The following is a 12999-nucleotide window of genomic DNA, read 5'->3' as shown; positions in this document are numbered from 1 at the left end:
TGCGGTCTACTCCGCTGCGGTCCGGGGGGCCACGGCCTCCGGCGCAACCTCCGGCTTCGGCGCAACCTCCGGTTCCGGCGCAACCTCCGGCTCCGGCTCCGGAGCAACCTCAGGCTCCGGCTCCCGCTCGGGCAGCTCCGCGGAGAGCGCCGCCGCGGCCCGCACCAGCGGCAGGGCGAGCAGCGCCCCCACGCCCTCGCCGACCTGCACGCCCTGTTCGAGCACCGGGTCGAGCGCCATCCGGTCAAGGGCCTTGGCCTGCGCGGGCTCCCCGCTGTTGTGCCCCGCCAGCCACCAGTCCGGCGCCCGGAAGGCGACCCGCTGGGCCACGAGGGCCGCGGCCGATGCCACCACGCCGTCCAGGACGACCGGCGTGCGGCGCACCGCGCACTGCAGCAGGAACCCGGTCATGGCGGCGATGTCCGCACCGCCCACCGTCGCGAGCAGCTCCAGCTGATCCCCGAGTACGGGCCGGGCCCGCCGCAGCGAATCCCGTACCGCCGCGCACTTGCGCATCCACGCGAGGTCGTCGATCGGCGCGCCGCCCCGCCCGGTCACCACGGACGCGTCGGTCCCGCACAGGGCGGCGACCAGCGTCGCCGCGGGCGTCGTCCCGCCGACGCTCACATCGCCGAGCACGACCAGATCGGTACCGGAGTCCGCCTCCTCGTCGGCGACGGCCATCCCGGCCCGCACCGCGGCCTCGGCCTCCTCCGTCGTCAGCGCGTCCTCGATGTCGACGCGGCCCGAGCCGCGCCGCACCCGATGCCCCGCGACCTCCGCGGGAAGCTCGGCCGGGTCGCAGTCCAGGGCCATGTCGACGACCCTGACGGGCACATCGAGACGGCGTGCGAGAACGGAAACGGGGCTGGCGCCGGAGAGCACGGCGCGCACGAGCTCGGCCGCGCCGCCCGCGGGCCTCGCGGAAACGTCGAGGCCCGCGACCCCGTGGTCACCGGCGAAGAGGATCACGCGCGGTCGCTCGATCGGCTTGACCGGCACCGAGGACTGGGCGGCGGCGAGCCACTCGGCGAGATCGTCCAGGCGGCCGAGCGCTCCGGGCGGCACGCTCTGCCGTTCCCTGCGCTCCTCGGCGTCGCGGCGGACCCCACCGTCGGGCCGCTCGATCAGGTCGGTGAAGTCGTCGAGATTCAGCGAGCTCATTCGCCGAACAGTACCGGCAGGGCTTGGCGGCCCATCAGACGGCCCGGCCCTCCCCGGTGTCGTTGCATCGGCATGAATCATGCCTTACGTACCGTTAAGTACGAATTGTCGAGCCACTCGCATCCGCACCGCCCGACGAAGGAGCCTGCCACGCCCATGGACGCAGCCCAGGCCGCCGCAGCTCAGGCCGAGAAGATCTTCGCCGTCCCGTACTCCACCCGCCGCCACCGGGCACGGGCCCGCGCGATGGGCCGGTTCATCGAGCCGGAGAGCTGGCTGGACATCGAGACCGGGGACGGGCACTTCCCCGCCGTCGCACAGCAGGTGCACCCGTACACCTCCTTCGACGGCCTCGACCTCACCGGACGTGTGGAGGAGGGCCGCAGGGCCGGCCGCGTGGAGGAGGCCCACCGCGGGCTGCTCGCCGACCTGGCGCCGAGACTCGCGGGGCGCTACGACGCCCTGAGCATGTTCCACTACCTGGAGCGCAGCGCCGACCCGCGCATCGAACTCATCGCCGCCCGCACGGTGTTGCGCCCCGGTGGCCATCTGATGATCGAGGTCCCCGTCCCGCGCAGCCGGTACGCCAGGCTGCTCGACAAGGGATGGCTCAGGCCCGAGCCCTACCACCGCATTCCGCTCGACACCCTCCGACACGAGCTCGAAAGCCTCGGCTACACCGTCGTGGCCACCGACCGGCGCGAGCCGCACATCCCCTTCGACCTGACAGCCCGTCTGGCCATCACCCTCGGCCGCATCCGCGCCGCGGCCCGCCTCGCGGTCCCGCTCCTGGCCGCCGCGGCCCTGGCCGACCGGCTGCTCGCCCCGCTGGTCAGCCGCACCCGCTTCGCCAACGCCTACCGGGTCATCGCGCGCCGGGGCCCCACCGCCTGAGCGGCCGGATCAGCCGCGCAGCGTGAGCGCCTGGCCCGCCACGACCAGCAGCACGTGCTCGCACTCGGACGCGAACGCGGCGTTCAGACGGCCCAGTTCATCGCGGTAACGGCGGCCCGAAGCGGTCGCGGGGACGATGCCGGAGCCCACCTCGTTCGACACGGCGACGACCGTGCGCCGGGTCGAGCGCACCGCGTCCGTGAGCTCCGAGACCCGCTTGCGCAGCGCGCGCTCACCACCGCCCGCCCATTCGTCGTCGTCCCACGCGTTCACCTCGTCCATGGCGTACGTCAGCCACAGCGAGAGGCAGTCGATGAGCAGGGCAGGGCCGTTCTCGGCGAGCAGCGGCACGAGGTCGCAGGTCTCGGCGGTGCTCCACGACCCGGGCCGCCGTTCACGGTGGGCGCTCACCCGGTCCGCCCACTCCGAGTCGCCGTTCCTGGTCCCGCCGGTGGCCACGTACAGCACCTCGGGGAAGGCCTCCAGGCGCCGCTCGGCCTCCACCGACTTCCCGGACCGGGCGCCGCCGAGTACGAGGGTGCGGCGCGGCACGTCCGGTACGTCCTCGTAGGCGCCGACCACCAGCGTCGACCCGTCCGGCACGGCCCGCGCGCCGGCGGCGGCCAGCCTGCGGGTCAGCTCGGCGCCCGGCGGCACCTCGTGGCCCAGATGGACGGCGACGACGTCCGTGGTCGGCCCGATCGCCCCGGTGGCCCGCAGCCGCGCGAGCCCGTCGGGGCGCCCCACCACATCGGCGAGGACCATCTCGTACGCGGGCTGCTCGTCCGGCAGCCCGGCCGGCGCACCGCCCGGCGGCAGATACAGCAGCCGCTCCCCGTCGGGACCCACGACTTCGTACCCCGTCCCCGGGTGGTCCATCGCCACCGCGCGCACCCGATGCCCGGTGAGCAGCGCGAGCTCCCGCCCGTCGGGCACCCGGCCCGGCTGCGGCAGCCCCGCGGGCACCTCCACCGAGGGGCCGTCGTGCGGGTGCGAGAGCAGGACCTGGCGTACACCTCCGAGCGAGTGCCCGGAGCGGGCGGCCGCGAAGGCGGCGCCAGGGGTGAGGTCGAGCAGCAGGACGCCGTCCACCAGAAGCGCGGTGGCCCCGCGCGCCGCGCCGCCGAGCGCGGTCGCACAGGCCGCGCAGGGACAGCCGGGGCGGGGGAGGCCTTCGGGGGCGCCGGTGCCGAGCAGAGTCAGTTCCACAGGAAGATCCTCCCGCGTCGTCGCGAGCGCCGCTCGCCCGGATAGGCTTCTAGCGGCTCACACAGCTGTCGGACCATCGGGAGGCTGGCATGGCGGCATGGACGTGGCGGTTCGAGAAGGCGGACGGGACTGAGGTCCAGCCGGCTCTGACGCCCGAGGAGTTCACGACTCAGGGGGACGCGGAGTCGTGGATCGGCGAGTACTGGAAAGAGCTCGCCGAAGGAGGCGCCGACCAGGTGTCGCTCTTCGAGGACGCGAACAAGATCTACGGGCCGATGAGCCTGCACGCGCAGGACGCGGCGCAGGAGTGAGCGACGGCTGAACGCCGAGGGGGTGGCCGCGACAGCGGCCACCCCCTCGCGCCGTACCGCCCCTACATCTCGGTACCGCCCCTACATCTCGCCGAGCGTGACGTCAGCGCTCTTCTCGGCGCCGTCCCGTAGGTACGTCACCTGCGCCTTGTCGCCCGGCTTCTCCCCGGCGAGCGCCTCGGAGAGCGAGGTGATCGTGGTGATGTCCGCGCCGCCCATCTTGGTGATGATGTCGCCGGCCTCGATGCCCGCCTTGGCGGCCGCGCCGTCCCTCTGCGCGTTCACGACGGCGACGCCCGCCGGCTTGTAGTCGTCGCCGAGCACGGTGCGGCCCGTGATGCCGAGCGCGGCCCGGCCCGAGTCGGTGACCTTGCCGTCCTCGATGATCTGGTCGGCGATGGTCTTCACCATCGTGGACGGGATCGCGAACCCGATGCCGGGCGCCGCGCTGTCGCCCATCTGCGGATCGCTCGCGGCGAGCGTCGGAATGCCGATGACCTCGCTGTCGAGGGTGACCAGGGCGCCGCCGCTGTTGCCCGGGTTGATCGCGGCCGACGTCTGCACCATGTTCGCGATGGTGGCCCCGGAGGAGCCCTCCGTGCGGGGCTCGCTGACGGTGCGTCCGGTGGCGGAGATGATGCCCTGCGTGACGCTCGACGACAGGCCGAGCGGCGAACCCATGGCGAGCACGATCTGCCCGACCTCGGCCTTCGTGGAGTCCCCGAACTTCGCCGCCTTGAGCCCGTTCGGCGGGTTGTCGAGCTTGATGACGGCGAGATCCTGCTCGGGGTAGGAGGCGACGAGCTTCGCGGTGAGCGCCTGCTCCCCGGTGGCCGTCGTGACCTTGAAGGTCCGTTCCTTGCCCACGACATGGGCGTTGGTGACGATGTGGCCCTTGTTGTCGTGGACGACACCGGAGCCGAGGCTCTCGGAGGCTTCGATCTGTACGACCGACGGCAGGACGTCCTTGATCACCTGCTGGTAGTCGTCCTGCAGATCGCTCGCGGCCATGGGCGCGGCCTGAGTGGTGGACTCACCGGAGTCTCCGGACCCGGGGCTCGAGCAGCCGGCGACAAGGAGGCCTGCGGTGACGGCGGCGGCTGCGGCGAAGTGACGGGTGCGCAAGGCATTCATGCCCCGAGTGTCCCGTTTACGCCGTTCTGTCGCTCTGGATGCGGGGCAATCGGGTGGGTGGGCGGGAAGGCTTCGCCGCGAAGCGGCGGTTCAGTCAGTCCCGCACAGCCCCGCAGGGTCAGTCCCGCACACCGCAGACGTGCAACAGAGCCGCGACCCGGCGATACGGGTCAGTCCGACCGGCCCGCTCCTCGGCGGCGAGCAACGCCGCCAACTCCGCTTCCTCCGGCGGCCGGGCCTCGTCCGACGCCTGGTCGGTGAAGACCCGCACCCCGTACCAGGCGTGCAGCGGCGCGGCGATCCCCGCGAGCGAGGCGGAAACGGCGGCGAGCCGGTCGGCCCGCGCTTCGAGGCCGAGCCGATTGCGGTACACGGTGGAGTCGAAGGCGGCCATCGCCCCCGCCCAGTCCCCGGCAAGACCCGGCCGCATGGCCAGCGCGTCGGCGTTCCGTACGAGAAGGGAGAGCAGCCCGCCGGGGGCCAGCATCCGGGCGAGGCCCGCGAGCAGCGCGTCCGGCTCCTCGACGTACATCAGGACGCCGTGGCACAGCACGACGTCGAAGCTGCCCGGCAGGAAATGCACCCCGGTCTCGCGCCCGTCGCCCTCGACGATGCGTACCCGCCCCTGGATGCCCTCCGGCTCGGCGCCCAGCGCGGCACGCGCCGCGGCCACCATCGCCGGATCCTGCTCGACGCCGGTCACCTTGTGCCCGGCACGGGCCAGCCGCAGCGCCTGCGTGCCCTGGCCCATGCCCACGTCGAGCACGCGCAGCCGCTGCCCCACGGGGAAGCGCCCGGCTATCTGCTCGTCGAGCTGCCGGGTCACCAGCTCCTGGCGTACGGCGTTACGAAGGCCGCCCAGCTTCTGAAGCCACGCGGCGGCCCCGCCGGCGAATCCGCTCAGGGCCGCTCTCCGCGCTTGACCTGCGGCTTCGGCAGTCGCAGCCGGCGCATCTGGAGCGTACGCATGAGGGCGTAAGCGACGGCGCCCTTCCTGCTCACGTCCGGGAAGCGCTCGGCGAGACGCTTCTTCAGGCGGAACGCCGTCGTCACCGAGTCCACGATGATCAGGACGATCACGAAGAGCCAGAGCAGCAGCGCGATGTTCTGCAGCTGCGGAATGCGGACCATGCTCAGTACGAGGATGATCACCGCGAGCGGCAGGAAGAACTCGGCGATGCAGAACCGCGAGTCGACGAAGTCACGCGCGAACTTGCGCACGGGACCCTTGTCGCGGGCGGGCAGATAGCGCTCGTCACCGCTGGCGAGCGCCTGGCGCTGCTTGTCCATCTGGACGCGGCGTTCGTTGCGCTGCCGCTTCGCCGCCTCCTTGCGCGTCACAGGCGTGTTGGCCACGCTGCGGCGCTGGGTCTGGGCCTCACTGCGCTTGGGCGTGGGGCGGCCCTTCGGGGCCTCGGGGTCACGGGGCTGCTGGGAGTCGGTCACCGGGGCCTTGGCTACCGGGGCCTTCTCGTCCTTGGATCGGCTACGGAACACAAAACCCAAGGGTACGGGGTGCGGACGTGTGGACCCCCGCCCGATGGGGAACGATCCGGCAACACCGGGCGTCTTGATTGTGTGGTTAGGGGGACGTTCCGTGTGGTTTACAAGCGGTTTCCGGGCCCTTCCCAGGGGTGCACCTACTCCCTACGCCTGAGCCCGGCCGGACACAGTCGTCCTTGGGGATGAGCGCATCCGCACGCGAACAGTGCGGTAATGGATGCAGGGCCCGTACTGTGGGTTCTGAGCAGTACCTGGAGCTGGAAGTCCGTCAGAAGGGGGCGCGCGAAGCCCATGAGCGGTGTCATGAAGCGTATGGGGATGATCTTCCGCGCGAAGGCGAACAAGGCCCTTGACCGGGCCGAGGACCCGCGCGAAACCCTCGATTACTCGTACCAGAAGCAGCTCGAGCTGCTGCAGAAGGTGCGCCGCGGTGTCGCCGATGTGGCGACCTCGCGCAAGCGCCTCGAGCTGCAGCTGAGCCAGCTCCAGAAGCAGTCCTCCACCCTCGAGGACCAGGGCCGCAAGGCCCTCGCCCTCGGACGTGAGGACCTCGCCCGTGAGGCGCTCTCGCGCCGTGCGGCGCTTCAGCAGCAGGTGACCGACCTGGAGACGCAGCACCAGACGCTCCAGGGCGAGGAGGAGAAGCTCACCCTCGCGGCGCAGCGCCTCCAGGCCAAGGTCGACGCCTTCCGTACGAAGAAGGAGACGATCAAGGCCACGTACACCGCCGCCCAGGCGCAGACCCGGATCGGCGAGGCCTTCTCCGGCATCTCCGAGGAGATGGGCGACGTCGGCATGGCCATCCAGCGCGCCGAGGACAAGACCGCGCAGCTCCAGGCGCGGGCGGGCGCGATCGACGAACTGCTCGCCTCCGGTGCTCTCGACGACTCCTCCGGGCTCGCCAAGGACGACATCCAGTCCGAGCTGGATCGCCTCTCCGGTGGTACTGATGTAGAGCTGGAACTGCAGCGGATGAAGGCGGAACTGGCGGGTGGCTCGTCGGCGTCGCCGAAGCAGGCCATCGAGCCGGGTCAGGGCCAGCCCCAGACCCAGCAGCCGCAGGACACCCCGCGCTTCGACAAGCAGTAGTCCGGCAGGTCTACGCAGCAGTCACACCGCTCACGTCCGAGGAGGGCGACATGATCGTACGGATCATGGGGGAGGGGCAGGTGAAGCTGGCCGACAGCCACTTCACCGAACTGAACAAGCTGGACGACGAGTTGCTCGCCGAGATGGAGAGCGGCGACGAGTCCGGCTTCCGCAGGACGCTGGGCGCGTTGCTGGACAAGGTCCGGGAACTGGGCGAGGCCTTGCCGGACGACGCGCTCGAACCCTCGGAGCTGATCCTCCCCGCGCCCGACGCGAGCTTGGACGAGGTCCGGGAAATGCTGAGCGACGACGGCTTGATCCCTGGTTAGACACTGGATGCGGGGCAATCGAGTGGATGGGCGGGAAAGATCCGGCGCGAAGCGGCGGGCCGGGACGTCCAGGTAGTCGGAGCTCAGCCATGACAAAGGGCGGGGCAAGGCGTGACCACTCTCGTGCGAGGCCGCTGCTGGGCCAAGGCACATCCCCTGGCCGTGGACGCCGCCCTCGCGGCAGCCGTCCTCGTGTGCATGGTCATCGGTTCCTTCGTGGAGCCGTACGGCCACGACGGCGGCCCCACGTGGGGCACGCGCTCGCCGGGCGCGCTCAGCCTCGTCCTGATGCTGCTCGGCGCCACCGCCCTGGTCTTCCGCCGCCGAGCCCCCTGGGTGGTCCTCGCGGCGACCTGCGCCGTCTCCGTCGTCGACCTCATCACCGGAGAGTTCCGCGGCGCCGTCGTGATGAGCGCGGTCATCGCCCTCTACACCGTCGCCGCCACCACCAACCGCCCCACCACCTGGCGCGTAGGCGTCGTCACCATCACCGGCCTCACCGGCGTCGCGATGCTGGCCGGACCGCTGCCCTGGTACGCCCAGGAGAATCTCGGCATCTTCGCCTGGACCGGCATGGCCGCGGCCGCCGGTGACGCCGTCCGCAGCCGCCGCGCCTTCGTGGACGCCATACGCGAGCGCGCCGAACGAGCCGAGCGCACCCGTGAGGAAGAGGCCCGGCGCCGCGTCGCCGAGGAGCGGCTGCGCATCGCACGCGACCTGCACGACGTGGTCGCCCACCACATCGCCCTCGTCAACGTCCAGGCGGGAGTCGCGGCCCACGTCATGGACAAGCGGCCGGACCAGGCCAAGGAAGCCCTCTCCCACGTACGCGACGCCAGCCGCTCCGCGCTGGGCGAACTGCGCGCCACCGTCGGCCTGTTGCGCCAGACCGGCGACCCCGAGGCACCCACCGAGCCGGCCCCGGGCCTGGCCCGCCTCGACGACCTCGTCGAGACCTTCCGTCACGCGGGCCTCCCCGTGGAGGTGACCTGCGACGACACCGTGGCCGACCTGCCCGCCGGGGTCGACCTGGCCGCGTACCGCATCATCCAGGAAGCCCTCACGAACGTGCAGAAGCACGCGGGCGTGGGCGCCAAGGCCGAGGTCAGCGTCATCCGCGTGGGGCCGAACGCCGAGGTCACGATCCTGGACGACGGCGGGGGCGAGAAGAAGGAACCGGCCGGCGGGAGCGACGGGGGCGGGCACGGCCTCCTCGGCATGCGCGAGCGCGTCAGCGCCCTGAACGGCCGCTGCACCGCCGGACCCCGCTACGGCGGCGGCTTCCGCGTCCATGCGATCCTGCCCGTCACACCAACGCCGGTCACCCCGGCAGAGGGAGGGACCGCGTGACGATCCGGGTGCTGCTCGCCGACGATCAGGCCTTGCTGCGCAGCGCGTTCAAGGTGCTCGTCGACTCCGAGCCCGACATGGAGGTCGTCGCCGAGGCGTCGGACGGCGCCGAGGCCGTCGAGCTCGCCAGGTCGCGGGCGGCCGACGTCGTCCTGATGGACATCCGCATGCCCGGCACGGACGGTCTCGCCGCCACCCGCCTGATCAGCTCCGACCCAGCCCTGGCCCACGTACGCGTGGTCATGCTGACGACCTTCGAGGTCGACGAGTACGTGGTGCAGTCGCTGCGCGCCGGTGCCTCCGGCTTCCTCGGCAAGGGCGCGGAGCCGGACGAACTGCTCGGCGCGATCCGGATCGCGGCCGCGGGCGACGCCCTGCTCTCCCCGGTGGCGACGAAGGGCCTGATCGCCAAGTTCCTCGCGCAGGGCGAAAGTCCGGACGGTGACGGCGGGGCGCGCGGCGAGCGTCTTGACGCGCTCACCGGCCGCGAGCGGGAGGTCCTGGTCCAGGTCGCGGGCGGGCACTCGAACGACGAGATCGCCGAGCGCCTGGAAGTCAGCCCGCTCACCGTGAAGACCCACGTGAACCGTGCGATGGCGAAGCTGGGCGCCCGCGACCGGGCACAACTCGTCGTCACTGCCTACGAATCGGGCCTGGTACGTCCAAGGGTGGAGTGATTGCGGAAGCGACGTACTGCACCCGCAGTATGCGCCGCATAAGAACGGGTCCTCGGAGTGACGAATCCTGCCCCGGACATGGCAGATCGTGTAGGGGGCACCGGCCTGCCGGTGCCCGTTCCTGCGCAGTACGCCACAGAGAGAGACCACCATGTCCTGGCTGTCCCGGTTCAGCCTCGCCCAACGGGCCCTTGTCGGGCTGATATCGATCATCGCGCTCGTCTTCGGCGCGATCGCGATCCCTCAGCTCAAGCAGCAACTGCTGCCCTCCATCGAACTCCCGATGGTGTCCGTCCTGGCCCCGTATCAGGGCGCGTCCCCCGATGTGGTCGAAAAGCAGGTCGTCGAACCGCTCGAGTCCTCCATCGACGCGGTCGACGGCATCACCGGCATCACCTCCACGGCGAGCGAGGGCAACGCCGTGATCATGGCCCAGTTCGACTACGGCAGCGGCTCCAAGCAGCTCGTCGCCGATGTCCAGCAGGCCGTGAACCGCGCCGGGGCCGAGCTCCCCGACGACGTCGACCCGCAGGTCATCGCGGGCTCCACCGACGACATCCCGACCGTGGTCCTCTCCGTCACCTCCGACAAGGACCAGCAGGCGCTCTCCGACCGGCTCGACACCACCGTCGTCCCGGCCCTGGAGGACATCGACGGCGTCGCCCAGGTCACCGTCGACGGCGTGCGCGACCTCCAGGTCGACGTCACCCCCGACGACAGGAAGCTGGCGAAGGCGGGCCTGACCCCGGCCGCGCTCGGCCAGGCGCTCCAGGCCGGCGGCGCCACGCTCCCCGCGGGCTCCTTCGACGAGGACGGCAAGAACCGTACCGTCCAGGTCGGCGGCGGCTTCACCTCCCTGAAGCAGATCCAGGACCTGATGGTCACCCCCGAGGCCAAGCCGGGCTCGTCGGCGGGCGCGGCCAAGCCGGTGCGCCTCGGCGACCTCGCCACGGTGAAGCAGCAGCCGTCGGACGCCACGTCCATCACCCGCACCAACGGCAAGCCCAGCCTCGCCGTGGCGGTCACGATGGACCAGGACGGCAGCGCCGTCGCCATCTCCGACGCCGTCAAGGACAAGCTGCCCGACCTCCGCAAGGACCTCGGCGCGGGTTCCGACCTGACGGTCGCCAGCGACCAGGGCCCCGCGGTCTCCAAGTCCATCGACGGCCTCACCACCGAGGGCGCACTCGGCCTGGTCTTCGCGGTCCTGGTCATCCTGGTCTTCCTCGCGTCGATCCGCTCGACGCTGGTCACCGCGGTCTCCATCCCGCTCTCGGTCGTCCTCGCCCTGATCGTGCTGTGGACGCGGGACCTCTCCCTCAACATGCTCACGCTCGGCGCGCTGACCATCGCCATCGGCCGAGTCGTCGACGACTCGATCGTGGTCCTGGAGAACATCAAGCGCCACCTCGGATACGGCGAGGAGCGCGAGGCAGCGATCATCACGGCCGTCAAGGAGGTCGCGGGCGCCGTGACGTCCTCGACCCTGACGACCGTCGCCGTCTTCCTGCCGATCGGCCTGGTCGGCGGCATGGTGGGCGAGCTCTTCGGCTCCTTCTCGCTGACGGTCACGGCGGCGCTCCTGGCCTCCCTGCTCGTCTCACTGACGGTCGTGCCGGTCCTCTCGTACTGGTTCCTGCGTCCCCCCAAGGACGTCCGCGGCGCCGACCCGGAGGAGGCCCGCCGCAAGGCCGAGGAGAAGGAGGCCAAGAGCAGGCTCCAGCGCTTCTACGTCCCCGTGCTCCGCTTCGCGACCCGGCGCCGCTTCACCAGCCTCGTCATCGCGATCGTGGTCCTCGTGGGCACGTTCGGCATGGCACCGCTGTTGAAGACCAACTTCTTCGACCAGGGCGAGCAGGAAGTCCTGACCATCAAGCAGGAGTTGAAGCCGGGCACCAGCCTGGCCGCGTCCGACGCATCGGCCAAGAAGGTCGAGAAGATGCTGGACGGCCTCGACGAGATCAAGGACTACCAGGTCACCGTCGGTTCCTCCGGTTTCATGGCGGCCTTCGGCGGCTCCACGGACACCAACCAGGCCTCCTACACCCTGACGCTCAAGGACAAGTCCTCGTACGACAAGACGCAGGACAAGGTCGAGGAGGAGCTCGGCAAGCTGTCGGGCATCGGCCAGACGTCCATCGCGGCCGGTGACGGCTTCGGCAGCCAGGACCTGAGCGTGGTCGTCAAGGCCGCCGACGGCGACGTGCTGCGCGAGGCGTCCGACGAGGTGCGCGACGAGGTCGCGAAGATCGACGACGTCACGGACGTCCAGAGCGACCTGTCGCAGAGCATCCCGCGGATCTCGGTCAAGGCCAACGCCAAGGCAGCGGCGGCCGGTTTCGACGACACCACCCTCGGCCAGGCCGTCGCCCAGGCGGTCCGCGGCACCCAGAGCGGCAAGGCGATCCTGGACGACACCGAGCGCGACGTCGTGGTGAAGTCCGCGAAGCCGGCGAAGACCCTCGCCCAGCTGCGCGCGCTGAACCTCGGCTCCGTGAAGCTCGGTGAGATCGCCGCGGTCAAGCTGGTCGACGGCCCGGTCTCCATGACCCGCATCGACGGCGCCCGCGCCGCGACGATCACCGCGAAGCCGACCGGTGAGAACACCGGCGCGGTCAGCGCCGACCTCACCAAGAAGCTCGACGCGCTGAAGCTGCCGGACGGCGCCACGGCGTCCATCGGCGGTGTCTCCGAGGACCAGGACGAGGCGTTCGCCTCGCTGGGCCTGGCGATGCTCGCGGCGATCGCGATCGTCTTCATGCTGCTCGTGGCGACGTTCCGCTCGCTCGTCCAGCCGCTGATCCTGCTGGTCTCGATCCCGTTCGCGGCCACGGGCGCGATCGGCCTCCTGATCGCCACCGACACCCCGATGGGCGTCCCGGCGATGATCGGCATGCTGATGCTGATCGGCATCGTCGTGACGAACGCGATCGTCCTGATCGACCTGATCAACCAGTACCGCAGGCAGGGCCACGGTGTGGTCGAGGCAGTCATCGAGGGCGGCCGCCACCGCCTCCGCCCCATCCTGATGACGGCCCTCGCGACGATCTTCGCCTTGCTCCCGATGGCCCTCGGCATCACGGGCGAGGGCGGGTTCATCGCCCAGCCGCTCGCGGTGGTGGTCATCGGCGGCCTGATCACGTCGACGCTCCTGACCCTCCTCCTAGTCCCGACGCTGTACGCGATGGTGGAACTCCGTAAGGAGCGCCGCCGCACGAAGCGCGAGACGAAGAGGGCGAAGAAGGCGGGCATTACGACCGAACAGCCCTCCGCCGAGTCGGAGCCCGCTCAGGTCTAAGGACGGCCCTTGTTGTGGGCAGGCGTTCCGCAAGGGCGGAA

The 12999-nt window shown here is 71.1% G+C and carries 12 protein-coding genes; 7 read left to right on the top strand and 5 right to left on the bottom strand.

What is annotated here, in order from left to right; all coding sequences use genetic code 11:
- Window positions 1-6: 6 nt before the first annotated feature.
- Entirely contained in the window at window positions 7-1164 is a 1158-nt protein-coding gene (cobT, locus tag ABXJ52_RS10185; protein WP_367041135.1) for a nicotinate-nucleotide--dimethylbenzimidazole phosphoribosyltransferase, read from the bottom strand.
- A 156-nt stretch (window positions 1165-1320) separates the two neighbouring features.
- Here cobT and ABXJ52_RS10180 point away from each other — a divergent pair, with 156 nt between their 5' ends.
- Complete coding sequence (locus ABXJ52_RS10180; RefSeq protein WP_367041133.1) at window positions 1321-2058, top strand: class I SAM-dependent methyltransferase; 738 nt, start codon at window positions 1321-1323, stop codon at window positions 2056-2058.
- 9 nt (window positions 2059-2067) lie between these two features.
- On the opposite strand, the gene ABXJ52_RS10175 is transcribed toward ABXJ52_RS10180, so the two are convergent.
- On the bottom strand, window positions 2068-3267 hold the full coding sequence (locus ABXJ52_RS10175; RefSeq protein ID WP_367041132.1) for a bifunctional adenosylcobinamide kinase/adenosylcobinamide-phosphate guanylyltransferase: 1200 nt from the start codon (window positions 3265-3267) through the stop codon (window positions 2068-2070).
- 89 nt (window positions 3268-3356) lie between these two features.
- On the opposite strand from ABXJ52_RS10175, the gene ABXJ52_RS10170 reads away from it, so the two are divergent.
- Window positions 3357-3578 carry a hypothetical protein gene (locus tag ABXJ52_RS10170; RefSeq protein WP_367041130.1) on the top strand — a complete coding sequence of 74 codons (222 nt, stop codon included), beginning with the start codon at window positions 3357-3359 and terminating at the stop codon, window positions 3576-3578.
- A gap of 81 nt (window positions 3579-3659) precedes the next feature.
- Here the strand turns inward: ABXJ52_RS10170 and ABXJ52_RS10165 are convergent, their stop codons facing one another.
- From ABXJ52_RS10165 to ABXJ52_RS10155, 3 genes are all read right to left on the bottom strand, one after another.
- Window positions 3660-4712, bottom strand: a complete 1053-nt coding sequence (locus ABXJ52_RS10165; RefSeq protein WP_367041129.1) for a trypsin-like peptidase domain-containing protein — start codon at window positions 4710-4712, stop codon at window positions 3660-3662.
- 118 nt (window positions 4713-4830) lie between these two features.
- Window positions 4831-5538: a class I SAM-dependent methyltransferase gene (locus tag ABXJ52_RS10160; protein WP_367041126.1), complete on the bottom strand. Its 708-nt coding sequence runs from the start codon at window positions 5536-5538 to the stop codon at window positions 4831-4833.
- A gap of 74 nt (window positions 5539-5612) precedes the next feature.
- Complete coding sequence (locus ABXJ52_RS10155; protein ID WP_367048945.1) at window positions 5613-6287, bottom strand: DUF3043 domain-containing protein; 675 nt, start codon at window positions 6285-6287, stop codon at window positions 5613-5615.
- A gap of 219 nt (window positions 6288-6506) precedes the next feature.
- On the opposite strand from ABXJ52_RS10155, the gene ABXJ52_RS10150 reads away from it, so the two are divergent.
- The 5 genes from ABXJ52_RS10150 to ABXJ52_RS10130 all read left to right on the top strand — a co-directional run bounded on the left by ABXJ52_RS10150 (window position 6507) and on the right by ABXJ52_RS10130 (window position 12958).
- Window positions 6507-7304 (top strand): PspA/IM30 family protein, encoded by a 798-nt coding sequence (locus ABXJ52_RS10150; protein WP_367041124.1) that lies wholly within the window; start codon window positions 6507-6509, stop codon window positions 7302-7304.
- A 50-nt stretch (window positions 7305-7354) separates the two neighbouring features.
- On the top strand, window positions 7355-7633 hold the full coding sequence (locus ABXJ52_RS10145; RefSeq protein ID WP_367041123.1) for a hypothetical protein: 279 nt from the start codon (window positions 7355-7357) through the stop codon (window positions 7631-7633).
- Window positions 7634-7744: 111 nt separating this feature from the next.
- Window positions 7745-8983 carry a histidine kinase gene (locus ABXJ52_RS10140; RefSeq protein WP_367041121.1) on the top strand — a complete coding sequence of 413 codons (1239 nt, stop codon included), beginning with the start codon at window positions 7745-7747 and terminating at the stop codon, window positions 8981-8983.
- Window positions 8980-9660 (top strand): response regulator transcription factor, encoded by a 681-nt coding sequence (locus ABXJ52_RS10135; protein ID WP_367041119.1) that lies wholly within the window; start codon window positions 8980-8982, stop codon window positions 9658-9660. Before ABXJ52_RS10140 ends, ABXJ52_RS10135 begins: the two co-directional genes overlap by 4 nt.
- 151 nt (window positions 9661-9811) lie before the next feature.
- A complete protein-coding gene (locus ABXJ52_RS10130; protein WP_367041118.1) occupies window positions 9812-12958 on the top strand; it encodes an efflux RND transporter permease subunit in 3147 nt (1048 codons plus the stop codon).
- The last annotated feature ends 41 nt before the right edge of the window (window positions 12959-12999 follow it).

Origin of the sequence: Streptomyces sp. Je 1-332, from assembly GCF_040730185.1 — a bacterium.
Classification (GTDB): domain Bacteria; phylum Actinomycetota; class Actinomycetes; order Streptomycetales; family Streptomycetaceae; genus Streptomyces.
The sequence above is the reverse complement of the archived record's forward strand: the minus strand, read 5'-3'. Positions and strand labels throughout refer to the sequence as shown.

What these genes read in the sequence shown, in the direction of transcription:
- cobT (WP_367041135.1), bottom strand. Translation starts at nt 1,164, where the DNA reads ATGAGCTCGCTGAATCTCGACGACTTCACCGACCTGATCGAGCGGCCC.
- ABXJ52_RS10130 (WP_367041118.1), top strand. Translation starts at nt 9,812, where the DNA reads ATGTCCTGGCTGTCCCGGTTCAGCCTCGCCCAACGGGCCCTTGTCGGG.
- ABXJ52_RS10145 (WP_367041123.1), top strand. Translation starts at nt 7,355, where the DNA reads ATGATCGTACGGATCATGGGGGAGGGGCAGGTGAAGCTGGCCGACAGC.
- ABXJ52_RS10150 (WP_367041124.1), top strand. Translation starts at nt 6,507, where the DNA reads ATGAGCGGTGTCATGAAGCGTATGGGGATGATCTTCCGCGCGAAGGCG.
- ABXJ52_RS10180 (WP_367041133.1), top strand. Translation starts at nt 1,321, where the DNA reads ATGGACGCAGCCCAGGCCGCCGCAGCTCAGGCCGAGAAGATCTTCGCC.
- ABXJ52_RS10165 (WP_367041129.1), bottom strand. Translation starts at nt 4,712, where the DNA reads ATGAATGCCTTGCGCACCCGTCACTTCGCCGCAGCCGCCGCCGTCACC.
- ABXJ52_RS10170 (WP_367041130.1), top strand. Translation starts at nt 3,357, where the DNA reads ATGGCGGCATGGACGTGGCGGTTCGAGAAGGCGGACGGGACTGAGGTC.